The following is a 12,475-nucleotide window of genomic DNA, read 5'->3' as shown; positions in this document are numbered from 1 at the left end:
CTCCGCCGCCCAGAAAGCCTGGGCAAACGGGCATCCAAGATTTTCACGTGAGCCGAGGGCACGGCCGGGTAGCTGACTTACATTCCCATCATGAAGGCCCAGTCCACTGACTTTTGGCGGTGCCCCTCGTGACACGCCCCCGTTCGAGCCTGGCGCACCAGGCGTCCTACGCGCTCAGGCACCCGCACAAGGTGATCCCGCACCTGCGGCGGCTGGCCCGCGACACCTGGCTGCGCCTGCACAGCCGCGACCACATCTCCTACTACCGGGCGGTGATGCGGTCCGACACGGCGCGCAGCCCCGAGGGCGCGGTCGGCTCCCACACGCACAAGCGCTGGCTGGCCCTGGGCCAGATGCAGTTCGACTACCTGCTGGAGCACGGGCTCAAGCCCGAGTGCCGGATGCTGGAGATCGGCTGCGGCAACCTGCGGGCCGGCCGCCTGTTCATCGACTACCTGCACACCGGCAACTACTACGGCATCGACATCTCGCCCGACATCCTCATGGCCGCGCAGGACACCGTCGCCGACCACGGCCTGCGCGACAAGCTGCCGCACCTCACCCCGGTCCGCGACCTGCGCTTCGCGTTCCTGCCGGACGAGCACTTCGACGTCGTGCACGCGCACAGCGTCTTCTCGCACTCGCCGCTGGAGGTGATCGACGAGTGCTTCGCCCACGTCGGGCGGATCATGCGGCCCGACGGCTGGTTCGACTTCACCTTCGACCGCACCGAGGGCAAGGAGCACCAAGTGCTGCGCGAGGACTTCTACTACCGCACCGAGACGCTGGTGCGGCTGGCCGGGCAGCACGGGCTCGACGCGGTGTTCATGGACGACTGGGAGCGCACCCCGCACAAGCAGTCGAAGATCCGGGTCACCCGCAGGAGCTGACCGCCGGTGTCCTAGGGTGGCGCGCGTGAGAGACGTACGCCTGCTGCCCAAGGCCCACCTGCACGTCCACCTGGAGAGCACCGTACGCCCGGAGACCGTGCGCGACCTCGGCGGCGAGGCCCTGCCCGGACAGGGGGCCGAGCGGGGCTTCTCGAGCTTCCGCGAGTTCGCCGACCGCCGGGCGCTGGTGCGCGGGCTGCTGCGCACCGCGGACGACTTCCGCCGGATCGCCCTGGAGTTCTGCGCCGACGAGGCCGCCCAGGGCACCGGCTACGCCGAGGTCACGTTCACCGCCGCCTCCCACGGCGAGCGGCTCGGCGCGCCGGAGATGCCGCTGGAGGCGGTGCTCGACGGCCTGGCCGAGGGCGGCTCCCGCTACGGCGTCGAGTGCCGCGTGCTGCTCGACCACTCGCGCCGCCGGCCCGTCGAACGGCTGTGGGCCACCTTCGAGCTGGCCCGCCGCTACGACGCGGTGATCGGCATCGGGCTGGCCGGTGACGAGAGCCATCCGCTGGCCCCGTTCGCCGAGGTGTTCGACGCGGCCAGGGACGCCGGGCTGCGGCTGGTGCACCACGCGGGCGAGTTCGCCGGGCCCGCCAGCGTCCGCGAGGCCCTCACGCTGGGCCACGCCGAGCGGCTGGGCCACGGCATCCGCGTGCTGGAGGATCCGTCGCTGGTGGCGGAGCTGCGCGAGCGGGGCGTCCCGCTGGAGGTGTGCCCCACGTCCAACGTCCTGCTCGGCATCGTCCCCTCGCTCGCCGCCCACCCGCTGCCGCGGCTGCGCGAGGCGGGGCTCGCCGTCACGCTCAACACCGACGGCGAGAGCGAGCTCGCCGCCGAGTACGCGCGGGTCCGGGAGGTCTTCGGGTACGGGGACGAGGTGCTGGCGGAGCTGGCCCTGGCCGGGATCGACGCCTCCTTCGCCCGCCCCGAGCTCAAGGAACGCCTGCGCTCGGGGGTCAAGGAGTGGCTGGCGGCCTGAGCCTCCCCGCCCGGTTCGTAAACGATCGCGCGGCAGCCTGACGCCCCTGCGCGGCCGCCGTGGCTCGCACCGCCCTTCCGCTCGGACGCGTACCGTCACCCGCCGCCGCGCTGCCGGCCGCCCGCACGCGCGGACGGCGCGGTCGTACGGCCGCACCGCGGGGGACGGTCTCGCGACAGAAGGCGGCATCGCGGCGGGCCGTCGCGCCGCCCGGGCGGAGCGCGGCGGATCCCAGACGCAGCGCCAGGCCCGGGAGCGCGCCACGCGGCACGCCCGCGCGGGCGCCCGGTCCCGGTGGGCCGGCACGGGCGCGCGGCGGCCTCCGTGCGGCCTCGCCGGCGCGCGGCGGGTGCAGGCGGGACGGGCCCGGGTATGCGGCTGGCCTGCCATCGCGGAACTCCTCGCACAGGGCTGTCCCAGAGGGCGTACCGCCGGATGCCCGGCCTCAAGCCCAAAAACGGGCCAAGAATGCGCCTAGGCGTGCGGACCGACGGTCACCGTGCCGACGGTGAGCCGCGCCCGGGCCTCCAGGATGGCACCCACCCGGTCCACCTGCTCGCGCAACTCGCCGAGCCGGCCCGCGTCCAGCTCGCGCAACGGCTCCACCGTGACGTCGATCCGCGACCCGGAGCGGCGCTGGTGCCACACCCCGGCCACCTGCCCGTCCACGAGCAGCACCGGGTAGTTGCCCGCCTGCCCGCCCGACAGCGCCCGCCCCGCCGCGGCCCCCGCGTACAGCAGCTCCCTGGGCCGCCCCGCCACCACGTACGCGTCGAAGTACGGCAGCAGCCGCACCCCGGACGGCGGACCGGCCGGGACCTCGGTGTCGCCGGGCAGCACCCACGCCGGGGACCCCTCGAACGACACCTCCTCCAGCCCCGCCGAGGCGAACAGCGCGACGGCCCACGCCTTCGGCGCGCCCAGCCAGCGGGCGAACTGCTCCGGCGTCGCGGGCCCGTACGCGTGGAGGAAGGCGCGCAGCGGCCCGTCGTCGCCGGCGGCGGGCCGGAAGCCCTCCGGCGGGGCGGTGAAGGTGACCTTGCGGCCCCGCGCCGGGCCGAACACGAACGCGCCCCGGTGCGCCGCCACCCCCAGCGCCTGCCGCCAGCGCGGCCACATGCCCTGGAACGCAGGCATCACCAGGTCGCCCGCCCACGGCCCGGTGGCGGCGATCACGGCGTCGCTCAGCTCGTCGATCGTCAGGTGCGTGCCGTCCACCGCCTTCGCGATCGCCGCCACCACCTCCTCGACCTGCTCGGCCGTCATCCCCCTCTCGCCCGGGAACAGGGCGTTCCCGGCGGGCGGCGAGGACAGCATCCCGGTCCACGCGGGCAGGTCGCGGGCGGGCAGCAGGTGCACGGTGCCGCGCGGCCCGTGCGTCTTGACCAGGCTGCGCTCCTCCCACAGCGCCGCCCGCACGTCCGCGCGCGTGGCGTCCCGCAGCCGGAGCGCGATCGACAGCTCGGCCGCCGACATCACCTGCGCGTGCGCCCCGCACATGGCCGCGACCATCTCAGCGGGCGTCGCCGCGGCCGGCTCGGCCAGCCCCGCCCTGGCCAGCCGCCGGGCGCTGACCTGACGCCACGTCATCTCCACCATCACGCACTCCTTCGTTCCGTATGCCGCCACCGTAGTGACCAATGCGGAAGGACAGCTTCCGCGATGCGGACGTTTGACAACTTATTTTTTCGGTGCCATCGTGGCCCCATGCACGAAGTCGCAGTGATCGAGGACGCCGAGGCGGCCGAGGCGTCGCTCGACCCCATGCGCTCCAGGCTGCTCGCCGAGCTGGTCGAGCCCGGTTCGGCGACGACCCTGGCCGCCAAGGTCGGCCTGGCCCGGCAGAAGGTCAACTACCATCTGCGCACGCTGGAGAAGCACGGCCTGGTCGAGCTCGTCGAGGAGCGCAAGAAGGGCAACGTGACCGAGCGGGTGATGCAGGCCAAGGCCGCGTCGTTCGTGATCTCGCCGCTGGCGCTGGCCGCCGTGCAGCCCGACCCGGCCAGGTCGCCCGACCGGCTGTCGGCGCGCTGGCTGCTGGCGCTCGCCGCCCAGCTCGTCCGTGACGTGGGCGCGCTCATCACCGGCGCGACCGAGGCGCGCAAACGGGTGGCCACGTTCGCCATCGACGGCGAGGTGCGGTTCGCGTCGGCGGCCGACCGGGCGGCGTTCGCCGAGGAGCTGACCCAGGCCGTCACCACCCTGGTCGCGAAATATCATGACGAATCGGCCGAGGGCGGCCGCGATCACCGCCTGGTCCTGGCCGTGCACCCCTCGGTCAAGGAGGGCTGACATGGGCCACGAGTTCGAGATCCCCCAGGAGGCCCTGGTCGAGGCCACGCCCGAGCAGGTGTGGGAGGCCATCGCCACCGGGCCGGGCATCGACGCCTGGTTCATGGGCCGCAACGAGGTGGACGGCGGCGTGGTCCGCACCGCCTTCGGCGGCGCCGCCCTGCCCGGCTCCGTCGTCACCACGGCCGACCCGCCGCACCGCTTCACGCACGGCTCCGAGCCCGCCCCCGACGGGCGCTTCGTCGCCTACGACTTCCTGATCGAGGGCCGCGACCGGGGCAGCACCTCCGTCCGCCTGGTCGCCAGCGGCTTCCTGCCGGGCGACGACTGGGAGGGCGAGTACGAGGCGATGTCCACCGGCCTCGCGCTGTTCTTCGCCACGCTGGTCGAATACCTCGGCCACTTCGCCGGCCGGGCCGCCACGCCGGTCACGGAGTTCGGGCCGCCCGTCACCGACTGGCCGCGCGCCTGGCGGACCCTGTACGAGGAGCTCGGCGACCCCCGGCCGGGCGACAAGATCTTCCTGGAGCCCGCCGGTCAGACGGGCGTCGTCTACTTCGCCAACGCCCAGACCCTCGGCGTGCGCACCGGCGACGGCCTCTACCGGTTCATCCAGGGCAGGGGCGGCTCGATGGTGGCCTCCCACCACCTGTTCGGCGGCCCCGCCGACCCGGGCCCGGCCTGGCGTACGTGGCTGGAACGGCTCTACGGCTGAGCCATGAGCGCGGCCAGGGCCCCGGCCAGGGCGTCCTGGTCGAGCGGGTCGTCGTTGACGAGCGCGTGCAGGACGGCGCCGTCGACGAACACGGCGGCCCGGCGCGCCGCCTCGGGGCCGACGTGCGCGGCGAGGACCTCGGTCAGGCCGTCGTTCCACGCCCGGGCCAGCGGCCGCAGCTCGGGCCGGTGCCCGGCGGCGGCGTACATCTCGTTCCACGTCACCATCCGGTCGCGCTCGCGCAGGTAGGCGGCGGTGAGCGCGGCCAGCGTGGCCGGCACGTCGGCGGCGGAGGCGAGCTCGCCCGCCCAGCGGTGCAGCCACTCGGCGGTCAGCTCGGCGGCCGCCTCCAGCGCGGCCTCGACCAGGTCGCCGAGCGTCTTGAAGTAGTACGTCGTGGCGCCCAGCGGGACGTCCGCCCGCGCGGCCACCAGCCGGTGCGTCAGCCCGCCCACCCCGACCTCGGGGATCAGGTCACAGGCGGCCTCGACGATGCGGCGGCGGCGCTCGGCCGGGTTGCGCGCGGCGCTCAATGGGCACCGCCGAGCTGGAGGGTGACCACCCCGGCCACCACGAGCGCGACGCCCACGACCTTGGCCCAGTTCAGCGGCTCGCTCAGGAACAGGACGCCGATGACCACGATCAGCGTGGTGCCCAGCCCCGACCACACGGCGTAGGAGAAGCCCACGCCCAGCCCTCGCGTCAGCGCCTGGGTGAGCATGTAGAACGCGGCGGCGTACGTGGCCAGGCAGCCGAGCGTCGGCCACAGCCTGGTGAACCCCTCGGTCGACTTGAGCAGGCTGGTGGCCAGCACCTCGGCGGCGATGGCGAGGGCGAGGAACAGGTAAGCCATGACGACCCCTCCGGACTAGTACGTCTGTACATGTACAAGCGTACTAGAAAAGTTTGCGGGCCCGGACCGCCAGCACCATCGGGACCGGGCCGCCCGACTCGGCGAACCGCTCCGGCGTCAGCCCCGCCGCCACGAAGGCGTTCAGCAGCTCCGCCACCGGCCAGTGGCTCGCGCCCACCTTCGCCCGCACCCCCTCGCCGGTCCACGACTCCTTCGTCCAGTGCCGGTCCAGGTAGCCGGGGCGGATCACCACGGCCTCCGGGTCGCCCCGGTCGGCGAACCCGCCGCAGAAGCACGGGTGCAGCCCCACGTGCACGAGCACGCCGCCCGGCCGCAGCACCCGGGCCGCCTCGCGCAGCACGGCCGGATAGTCCGGCATGTCGGTGTGCGCCAGCACCACGACCGCCGCCGGCACGCAGGCGTCGCGGACCGGCAGCCGCGCCGCGTCGCCCCGTACGGCCGGCAGCCGGTCGCGGGCGTGCCGCAGCATCCCGGCCGACAGGTCGACGCCCGCCGGGGTCCAGCCCAGCCCGCGCAGCACCGCCGCGTGCACGCCGGTGCCGCACCCGATCTCCAGGCACACGCCCCGGCCCTCGCCCAGCAGCTCCCGCAGCACCCGCTGGGCGCCCAGGGGGTCACCGGCGGTCAGGAACACCCCTTCGTACCAGTCCGCGATCTCGTCATAGGCAGCGTCCATCCTCCGAGCCGACCACGCGGGCGGTGGCGCGGCCAGAGGTTCCGCCGACGGCTTACGGCGCGCCGAACAGGTCGTCGCGGGCCGTCGACAGCCCGGTCGCCACGGCGCCGCGCAGCACCGGGTTGTCCTCGATCGCCGTGACCCGCACCTCGACGGGCACCGGCGCGAGCCCCGCCAGCCGGTCGGTCACCAGGGCGGCCAGCTCGCCGCCGCCCGCCCGGCCGACCTCCCCGGCGAGCACGACCAGGCCGGGGTCCAGCAGCGCCACCGCCGGGAACACCGCCGCCGCCACCCGCGCCGCCACCTCGCCGGCCGCCAGCCCGCGCAGGGCCGCGCCGTTCAGCACGTCGCACAGCGGCCCGCCGCCGGCGTCGAGGAAGCCGATCTCGCCCGCGCCCCCGGACACCCCCCGGCGCAGCCTGCCGTCCAGCACCACGGCCGCGCCCACCCCGTCGTCCAGCCACAGCAGCACGAAGTCGGCGCGCCCCGCCGCCGCGCCCTCCCGGTGCTCGGCCAGCGCCGCCAGGTTCACCTCGTTCTCCAGCACCACCGGCCCGTCCAGCCGGGACCGCAGCTCCCGCAGCACGCTGCCGCGCCAGCCCGGCACGTCGTTGAGCCGGGACAGGTCGCCGGTGCGCGGGTCGACCAGGCCGGGCGCGCCGACCACCACGGCGTGCAGGGGCCGCCCCCCGGCCGCCTCGGCCACCGCGCCGGCGACCAGCTCGGCGATGTCACCCGTGTCGCCCGCGCCGTCGCCCGACCCCACCCTGCGCCCGGCGGTGCCGGTGGTGGCGCCGGTCAGGTCGGCCACGGTCACGGTGACGGCGTCGCGGCGCACGTCCACGCCGGCCACGTGCGCCCGCCCGGCCACGATCCGGTACAGGCGGGCGTTCGGCCCCCGCCGGTGGCCCCCGGCCTCGCCGCCCGCCTCGATCAGCCCGTTGGCCTGCAGCCTCTCGATCAGGTCGGAGACCGTCGGCCGCGACAGCCCGGTCAGCGCCCTGATCTGCGGCGCGGTCAGCGGCCCGCGCTCCAGCAGCAGGTCCAGGGCCAGCCGGTCGTTGATGGCCCGGGCCGTACTCGGTGTGGCGGTGCGCACGTTGCCCCTCTATTCATTAGGAACCCTGCCTGATAATTTACCTCGCATGAGACACCCCCATCATCGTGCGATCGCCGGGGTCTTCGCGGTCCACGGCGCCGTCGGCGGCAGCCTGGCCACCAGGATGCCGTGGATCCAGGACCACCTCGGCCTCGATCCCGCGGTGCTCGGCCTCGCGCTGCTGTGCCCGGCGCTCGGCGCGCTCGTGGCGATGCCCACGGCCGGGCGGCTCGCCCACCGCTTCGGCGGGCGGGTCGCCACCCGGGCGCTGCTCGCGCTGTGGGGGACGGCGCTCGCGCTGCCCGCGCTCGCTCCCGGCCTGCCGTGGCTGTGCGCCGCCCTGCTCGTGTACGGGGCCGCCGCCGGGGCCTGCGACGTGGTGATGAACGCCCAGGGCGTCGTCGTCGAGCGGCGGCTGGGCGGCCGGTCGATCATGTCGGGCCTGCACGGGATGTGGAGCGTCGGCAACTTCGCCGGGGCCGGCGCCGGGGCGGCGGTCGCGGCGGCGGCGATCGACGCGCGGGCGCACCTGGCGCTCATGGCCGGGGCGCTGCTGCTGGCGGGACTGGCCGTGACGCGCGGGCTGCCCGACGTGCGGCCCGAGCCGGGGGAGCAGGCGCCGCCCCGGTTCGCGGTGCCGTCGCGGGCGATCCTGGCGATCGGCCTGGTCGGGCTCTGTGCCACGGTCACCGAGCTGTCCGGGGCGCAGTGGGCCGCCGTCTACACCGTCGAGGTCACCGGTGCGGGTGAAGGGCTCGGCGCGGCCACGTACGCCGTCTTCGCCGCGTTCATGGTCGTCACCCGGCTGTGCGGCGACGCGATCGTGCGGCGGCTTGGGCCGGTGCTCGCGGTGCGGGGCGGGGCGGCGCTCGCCACGGCGGGCGCGCTCGTCGTCGCCACCGCCCACGTCCCTGCGGCGGCCGTGGCCGGGTTCGCGCTCGTCGGCGTCGGGGTGGCGGTCACCGTGCCGCTGGTGTTCGCCGCCGCCGGGAACGCGGGGCCGACACCGGGGCAGGGCGTCGCCGGAGTGGCGACGATCACGTACCTGTCAGGGCTGGCCGCGCCCGCCGTCACCGGCTGGGTGGCCGGAGCCACCTCGTTCCCGGTGGCGTTCGGGCTGCTCGCCTGCGTCACGCTCGTCATGGGCGCGGGCGCCGGCGTGCTGCGGCCCCGCCGGGAGCGGGCATGGGCCGGCGCCGGCCTGGAATCCCAGACCGGCGCCGGCGAGGCAGGTCAGTCGCGCCAGCCGTCGTAGCCGTCCCAGCCGCTGTCCTCCCAGCGGTCGGCGTTGTTCCAGCGGCCGAAGTCGCCGTAGTCGCCGCGGTCGTCGTCGTTGTCCCGGTTGTAGTAGTGGTGGTGGCCCTTGCAGGCCTCGAACAGCTTCGAGCCCGCCTTGACCGAGTTGTGGTCGACGTTGAGCCACGAACTGGAGCCTTCGGCGCCGTAGTAGCACATGTTCGAGCTGTCGCTGACGTCCGCCGCGGCCGGACCGGCCATGGCGGCCGCCGCCAGAAGCGCGCCCCCGGCGACGATAAGAATACCCTTCATGATCTCCCCTTGATCACGAACTGCCATTGAGTCGTCACTATACGTATCCATCCGGAGGAGTGATAACACGCCACGCCCAGGCGTCGATTGAGTATTACTCCTGGTCAGATACGCCCAAGTCAGGCCGCGGGGGTCACACGGACGCCCCGGCGCCACACGGCGGAGATCGCGCGGGTGTCCTTGATGTCGCGGGTGGGGTCGCCGTCGACGAGCAGCAGGTCGGCCAGCAGCCCGGCGGCCACCCGGCCCCGGTCGGTCAGGCCGAAGTGGCGGGCCGGGACGCTCGTGGCGGCGGCCAGCGCCTCCTCCGGCGTGAGCCCGGCCTGCGTGAGCAGCACCAGCTCGCGGTGCATGCCGGCGCCGTGCATCGGCGCGAACATGTTCGCGTCCGTGCCCGCCAGCAGCGGCACCCCGGCCCGGTGCAATTCGCGGGCGGAGTGCAGGGCGTTGACCGATCCGGCCGTCGGCACCGGGACCGCCGACAGGTCGCGGCCGGGGACCGTCCTGAGCCGCTCGGGCAGCCGGGCCGACACGCGCGGGTCGCGCACCAGCTCCAGGCCGCTCTCGTCGCCGGTGACGGCCTCGAAGTAGGACAGGGTGCTGACCACGTACACGCCCTGGGCGGCGATCCTGGCCGCCAGGTCCCCGGCCGCATCGCCGCCCGGCGCGGCGTCGCTGACGACGTGGGCCAGGCCGTCGATGCCCGCGTCGAGGGCCACCAGCGCGTCACGCACCGTGACGGCGTGCCCGATCGCCCGCAGTCCGGCCGCGTGCGCGGCCTCCACCAGCGCGGCCACGGTGCCCGGCGACAGCGTCGGCAGGCTCAGGCCGCCCGTCGAGCCGTCGTCGATCACGATCTTCAGGTAGTCGGCGCCCTGCTTCAGCCGCGCCTCGACGAACGCCTCGGCCTCGTGCGCCCCCGCCACCGTGTCGAACGGCCCGGCCGCGTCGCCCAGGTGGGCCAGGTTCGCCGCCTCGGCCGCCATGATCTGGCTCGGATGCCCGCCGGGGGCCGTCGCCAGCACGCCGGGGCTGCGGATGTCGGCCACGTCGTCCCGCTCGGCGGCGGTGCGGCGCTGCCTGGCCAGGTTCGACGGCAGGCAGAACATGTCCAGCTCCGTCGTCACGCCGAACGCCACCGCCTGGGCGAGCGCGCCGTCGAAGGCGTGGGTGTGCGCGTCGATCAGGCCCGGGAGCAGCGTCTTGCCGGAGCCGTCGACGGTGACGTCCACGGGTGCGCCGTCGGGGTCGGCGATCCGCTCGCCGTCGATGAGCATGTCGGCCCGCTGGACGGTCCGCTCGCCGTCGAAGACCCGGACGCCGGTGATGAGAGTACGCAAGGTTGCCTCCAAGATGATTGGGGGCCTGATAGTAAAATGTCTAACTATTAGGGGTCAAATTAGCAGCCTTGTCACCCTGGGCACCCCGCCAGGTGGTGGTTCACCGTGAGAGCGTTTCGCCCCAGGAGAGGAACGACATGGCAGACGGGTTCGCCGAGTACGTCGCGCAACGGCACGAACGCCTGTGCCGCACGGCGTACCTGCTCACCCGGGACTGGGCCGCCGCCGAGGACCTGGTGCAGACGTCACTGGTCAAAGCCTGGGCGGCCTGGCCCAGAATCGACGGCGACCCCGACCGGTACGTGTACCGGATCATCGCCAACACGCACGCCTCCTGGTGGAGGCGGCGCTGGCGGGGCGAGGTACCCACGGAGGTGCTGCCCGACAGCCGCGCGCACGGCGACATCGCCCGGCCGGTCGCCGAGAGGGCGGCCCTGTGGGCGGCGACCGGCGCCCTGCCCCCGCGCCAGCGGGCGGCGATCGTCCTGCGTTACTTCGCCGACCTGCCCGTGGAGCAGGTGGCCGCCACCCTCGGCTGCTCCACCGGCGCCGTCAAGAAGCACCTGGCCAGAGGCCTGGCGCGGCTGCGGGTGGACCCGGCGGTGCACGACCTGGAACTGGAGGAGATCAGGTGACCCGCTACACCGAGCACGACCTGCGTACGGTGTTCGCCGACTACAGCGACGGCGGCCCCGGGCGGCCGCGCTCACCCCGCCTGGACGAGCTGGTCCGCCGGGGGCGCGCCCGGCGGCGGCGCGCCCGCACGACGACGGGCGCGCTGCTCGCGGGCGCGGCGGCCGCGCTCACCGTGTTCGTCACCGTGCCCTTGACGGGCGGCGGCGTCGACGCGGTACGGGTCGCGCCCGGCGTCGAACTGCCCGAGGAGATCACGGGAGGCAACCAGGAACGGCTGCGGCTGATCGCGTCGGCCGCCGGCGAGACTCTGGGCGACCACGTCACCGTGACGTTCCGGCCCACGAGCGTCCGCACCGCCTACTCCGTACGCTGCGCCGACCCTGACGCCTGGGTGCTGGTGCGGTCCGTCGGCGACGCCGACGGGTGGAGCGACCTGGGCCGCTGCGGGGAGCGGACCGGCCCCGGCCCGGACTCCCAGTACCACGCGGGCTCCGTCAGGCCTGACTGGCTCCGGGCGCAGCAGGCGATCGAGGTGTGGGTCTTCCCCGCCGGAGCCCCGGTCGGCGACCCCCGCTTCCACGGTCAGAAGCTCGTCGCCGACCCCGAAGCCCTGAAGAAGGTCGCGGGCACCCGGCCGGGCCGCTGGGCGGTCGCCGTCTACGACCAGCCCGGGTAGCCGCCGGTCAGGAGAAGTGCATGACGATGGCCAGCCCGACGACGTGCATCGCCACGACCACCACGAGCAGCGCGACGAACACGAACTTGGCCGGCCCGTGCTCGAAGTGCTTGCCCTCCTTCAGAGGGGGCAGCTTGGCCTGCCGCTCGGCGATGCGCTCCTCCAGCGGCTTACGGTGAAACATGCGTCCCTCCATGGGTCGCTCAAGGTTTGCGTGGCAATTCTTGGTACGCTAATACTTTGTACACAAACTAGTTTACCCGAGGCCTCCGGAGGCCCGCACATGGACACCACGGAAGAGGCGGCGGACCTGCTCGCGCTGGACCGGCAGGTCTGCTTCGCCCTCAGCATCGCCTCACGCAGTGTGATCGCCCTCTACCGGCCGCTGCTGCAGCCCATGGGGCTGACCCACCCGCAGTACCTGGCCATGCTCGCCCTCTGGCAGCACGAGCCCCTGTCCGTCAAGGAGCTGGGGGAGCTGCTCCAGCTCGACCCCGGCACCATGTCCCCGCTGCTCAAACGCCTCCAGGCGCTCGGCTACATCCACCGCGAGCGCAACAGCCAGGACGAGCGCGCCCTCGTCGTCACCCTCACCCCCGCCGGGCGGCAGCTCCGGGCGGAGGCGGAGAAGATCCCGCCCGCCATCGTCGCCCGGCTCGGCATGAGCCTCGACGAGCTCCAGAACCTGCACCAGGCGCTCACGCGGGTCATCGCCGCCGCGCACCGCGACCCCGCCTGACCCTCCTC

16 protein-coding genes are annotated in these 12,475 nt (G+C 74.3%); 8 read left to right on the top strand and 8 right to left on the bottom strand.

The window, feature by feature from the left end:
* Positions 1 to 128: 128 nt before the first annotated feature.
* Both AB0J53_RS30475 and add read left to right on the top strand, forming a co-directional pair.
* Positions 129 to 890 (top strand): class I SAM-dependent methyltransferase, encoded by a 762-nt coding sequence (locus AB0J53_RS30475; RefSeq protein ID WP_219508115.1) that lies wholly within the window; start codon positions 129 to 131, stop codon positions 888 to 890.
* Between the two features lie 25 nt (positions 891 to 915).
* Positions 916 to 1,872: an adenosine deaminase gene (gene add, locus AB0J53_RS30470; RefSeq protein WP_219508117.1), complete on the top strand. Its 957-nt coding sequence runs from the start codon at positions 916 to 918 to the stop codon at positions 1,870 to 1,872.
* Positions 1,873 to 2,346: 474 nt separating this feature from the next.
* On the opposite strand, the gene AB0J53_RS30465 is transcribed toward add, so the two are convergent.
* Positions 2,347 to 3,471, bottom strand: a complete 1,125-nt coding sequence (locus tag AB0J53_RS30465; RefSeq protein WP_364178876.1) for a winged helix DNA-binding domain-containing protein — start codon at positions 3,469 to 3,471, stop codon at positions 2,347 to 2,349.
* Between the two features lie 108 nt (positions 3,472 to 3,579).
* On the opposite strand from AB0J53_RS30465, the gene AB0J53_RS30460 reads away from it, so the two are divergent.
* Together AB0J53_RS30460 and AB0J53_RS30455 are read left to right on the top strand one after the other, a co-directional pair.
* Entirely contained in the window at positions 3,580 to 4,164 is a 585-nt protein-coding gene (locus AB0J53_RS30460; RefSeq protein WP_219508120.1) for a helix-turn-helix domain-containing protein, read from the top strand.
* 1 nt (position 4,165) lies between these two features.
* A complete protein-coding gene (locus AB0J53_RS30455) occupies positions 4,166 to 4,879 on the top strand; it encodes an SRPBCC domain-containing protein (RefSeq protein ID WP_364178874.1) in 714 nt (237 codons plus the stop codon).
* Here the strand turns inward: AB0J53_RS30455 and AB0J53_RS30450 are convergent.
* The 4 genes from AB0J53_RS30450 to AB0J53_RS30435 are packed head-to-tail and all read right to left on the bottom strand — an operon-like array spanning position 4,870 to position 7,528.
* Positions 4,870 to 5,412: a TetR family transcriptional regulator C-terminal domain-containing protein gene (locus AB0J53_RS30450; protein ID WP_364178872.1), complete on the bottom strand. Its 543-nt coding sequence runs from the start codon at positions 5,410 to 5,412 to the stop codon at positions 4,870 to 4,872. The genes AB0J53_RS30455 and AB0J53_RS30450 overlap by 10 nt on opposite strands.
* The gene (locus tag AB0J53_RS30445) at positions 5,409 to 5,732 is read right to left on the bottom strand and encodes a multidrug efflux SMR transporter (RefSeq protein WP_364178870.1); all 324 of its coding nucleotides are present in this window, start codon (positions 5,730 to 5,732) and stop codon (positions 5,409 to 5,411) included. Before AB0J53_RS30445 ends, AB0J53_RS30450 begins: the two co-directional genes overlap by 4 nt.
* A gap of 43 nt (positions 5,733 to 5,775) precedes the next feature.
* On the bottom strand, positions 5,776 to 6,429 hold the full coding sequence (locus AB0J53_RS30440; protein WP_364178868.1) for a class I SAM-dependent methyltransferase: 654 nt from the start codon (positions 6,427 to 6,429) through the stop codon (positions 5,776 to 5,778).
* A 52-nt stretch (positions 6,430 to 6,481) separates the two neighbouring features.
* Positions 6,482 to 7,528 (bottom strand): ROK family transcriptional regulator, encoded by a 1,047-nt coding sequence (locus AB0J53_RS30435; RefSeq protein ID WP_364178866.1) that lies wholly within the window; start codon positions 7,526 to 7,528, stop codon positions 6,482 to 6,484.
* Positions 7,529 to 7,574: 46 nt separating this feature from the next.
* Between AB0J53_RS30435 and AB0J53_RS30430 the strand changes: the two genes are divergently transcribed.
* Positions 7,575 to 8,783 (top strand): MFS transporter, encoded by a 1,209-nt coding sequence (locus tag AB0J53_RS30430; RefSeq protein WP_364178863.1) that lies wholly within the window; start codon positions 7,575 to 7,577, stop codon positions 8,781 to 8,783.
* Here the strand turns inward: AB0J53_RS30430 and AB0J53_RS30425 are convergent.
* Both AB0J53_RS30425 and AB0J53_RS30420 read right to left on the bottom strand, forming a co-directional pair.
* Positions 8,762 to 9,076 carry a hypothetical protein gene (locus tag AB0J53_RS30425; RefSeq protein WP_364178860.1) on the bottom strand — a complete coding sequence of 105 codons (315 nt, stop codon included), beginning with the start codon at positions 9,074 to 9,076 and terminating at the stop codon, positions 8,762 to 8,764. The genes AB0J53_RS30430 and AB0J53_RS30425 overlap by 22 nt on opposite strands.
* Positions 9,077 to 9,195: 119 nt before the next feature.
* Positions 9,196 to 10,416, bottom strand: coding sequence for an amidohydrolase family protein (locus tag AB0J53_RS30420; protein ID WP_364178857.1), 1,221 nt, complete (start codon positions 10,414 to 10,416; stop codon positions 9,196 to 9,198).
* A 137-nt stretch (positions 10,417 to 10,553) separates the two neighbouring features.
* Here AB0J53_RS30420 and AB0J53_RS30415 point away from each other — a divergent pair, with 137 nt between their 5' ends.
* Together AB0J53_RS30415 and AB0J53_RS30410 are read left to right on the top strand one after the other, a co-directional pair.
* Positions 10,554 to 11,051 (top strand): SigE family RNA polymerase sigma factor, encoded by a 498-nt coding sequence (locus tag AB0J53_RS30415; protein ID WP_219508137.1) that lies wholly within the window; start codon positions 10,554 to 10,556, stop codon positions 11,049 to 11,051.
* Positions 11,048 to 11,728 (top strand): hypothetical protein, encoded by a 681-nt coding sequence (locus tag AB0J53_RS30410; protein ID WP_364178855.1) that lies wholly within the window; start codon positions 11,048 to 11,050, stop codon positions 11,726 to 11,728. Before AB0J53_RS30415 ends, AB0J53_RS30410 begins: the two co-directional genes overlap by 4 nt.
* A 7-nt stretch (positions 11,729 to 11,735) precedes the next feature.
* Here AB0J53_RS30410 and AB0J53_RS30405 read toward each other — a convergent pair whose 3' ends face one another.
* Entirely contained in the window at positions 11,736 to 11,912 is a 177-nt protein-coding gene (locus AB0J53_RS30405; protein WP_219508141.1) for a hypothetical protein, read from the bottom strand.
* A 99-nt stretch (positions 11,913 to 12,011) separates the two neighbouring features.
* Between AB0J53_RS30405 and AB0J53_RS30400 the strand changes: the two genes are divergently transcribed.
* Entirely contained in the window at positions 12,012 to 12,467 is a 456-nt protein-coding gene (locus AB0J53_RS30400; protein ID WP_364178852.1) for a MarR family transcriptional regulator, read from the top strand.
* Positions 12,468 to 12,475: the final 8 nt, after the last annotated feature.

It is taken from the genome of Nonomuraea sp. NPDC049725 (genome assembly GCF_040674795.1).
In the GTDB taxonomy this organism is placed as follows: Bacteria; Actinomycetota; Actinomycetes; order Streptosporangiales; family Streptosporangiaceae; genus Nonomuraea; species Nonomuraea ceibae.
Note: the sequence above shows the minus strand (reverse complement) of the source record. Positions and strands in the feature narration are given on the sequence as shown.

Coding starts and splice junctions, on each gene's coding strand:
- AB0J53_RS30465 (WP_364178876.1), bottom strand. CDS start 3,471: ATGGTGGAGATGACGTGGCGTCAGGTCAGCGCCCGGCGGCTGGCCAGG.
- AB0J53_RS30460 (WP_219508120.1), top strand. CDS start 3,580: ATGCACGAAGTCGCAGTGATCGAGGACGCCGAGGCGGCCGAGGCGTCG.
- AB0J53_RS30455 (WP_364178874.1), top strand. CDS start 4,166: ATGGGCCACGAGTTCGAGATCCCCCAGGAGGCCCTGGTCGAGGCCACG.
- AB0J53_RS30445 (WP_364178870.1), bottom strand. CDS start 5,732: ATGGCTTACCTGTTCCTCGCCCTCGCCATCGCCGCCGAGGTGCTGGCC.
- AB0J53_RS30440 (WP_364178868.1), bottom strand. CDS start 6,429: ATGGACGCTGCCTATGACGAGATCGCGGACTGGTACGAAGGGGTGTTC.
- AB0J53_RS30430 (WP_364178863.1), top strand. CDS start 7,575: ATGAGACACCCCCATCATCGTGCGATCGCCGGGGTCTTCGCGGTCCAC.
- AB0J53_RS30425 (WP_364178860.1), bottom strand. CDS start 9,076: ATGAAGGGTATTCTTATCGTCGCCGGGGGCGCGCTTCTGGCGGCGGCC.
- AB0J53_RS30415 (WP_219508137.1), top strand. CDS start 10,554: ATGGCAGACGGGTTCGCCGAGTACGTCGCGCAACGGCACGAACGCCTG.
- AB0J53_RS30405 (WP_219508141.1), bottom strand. CDS start 11,912: ATGTTTCACCGTAAGCCGCTGGAGGAGCGCATCGCCGAGCGGCAGGCC.
- AB0J53_RS30400 (WP_364178852.1), top strand. CDS start 12,012: ATGGACACCACGGAAGAGGCGGCGGACCTGCTCGCGCTGGACCGGCAG.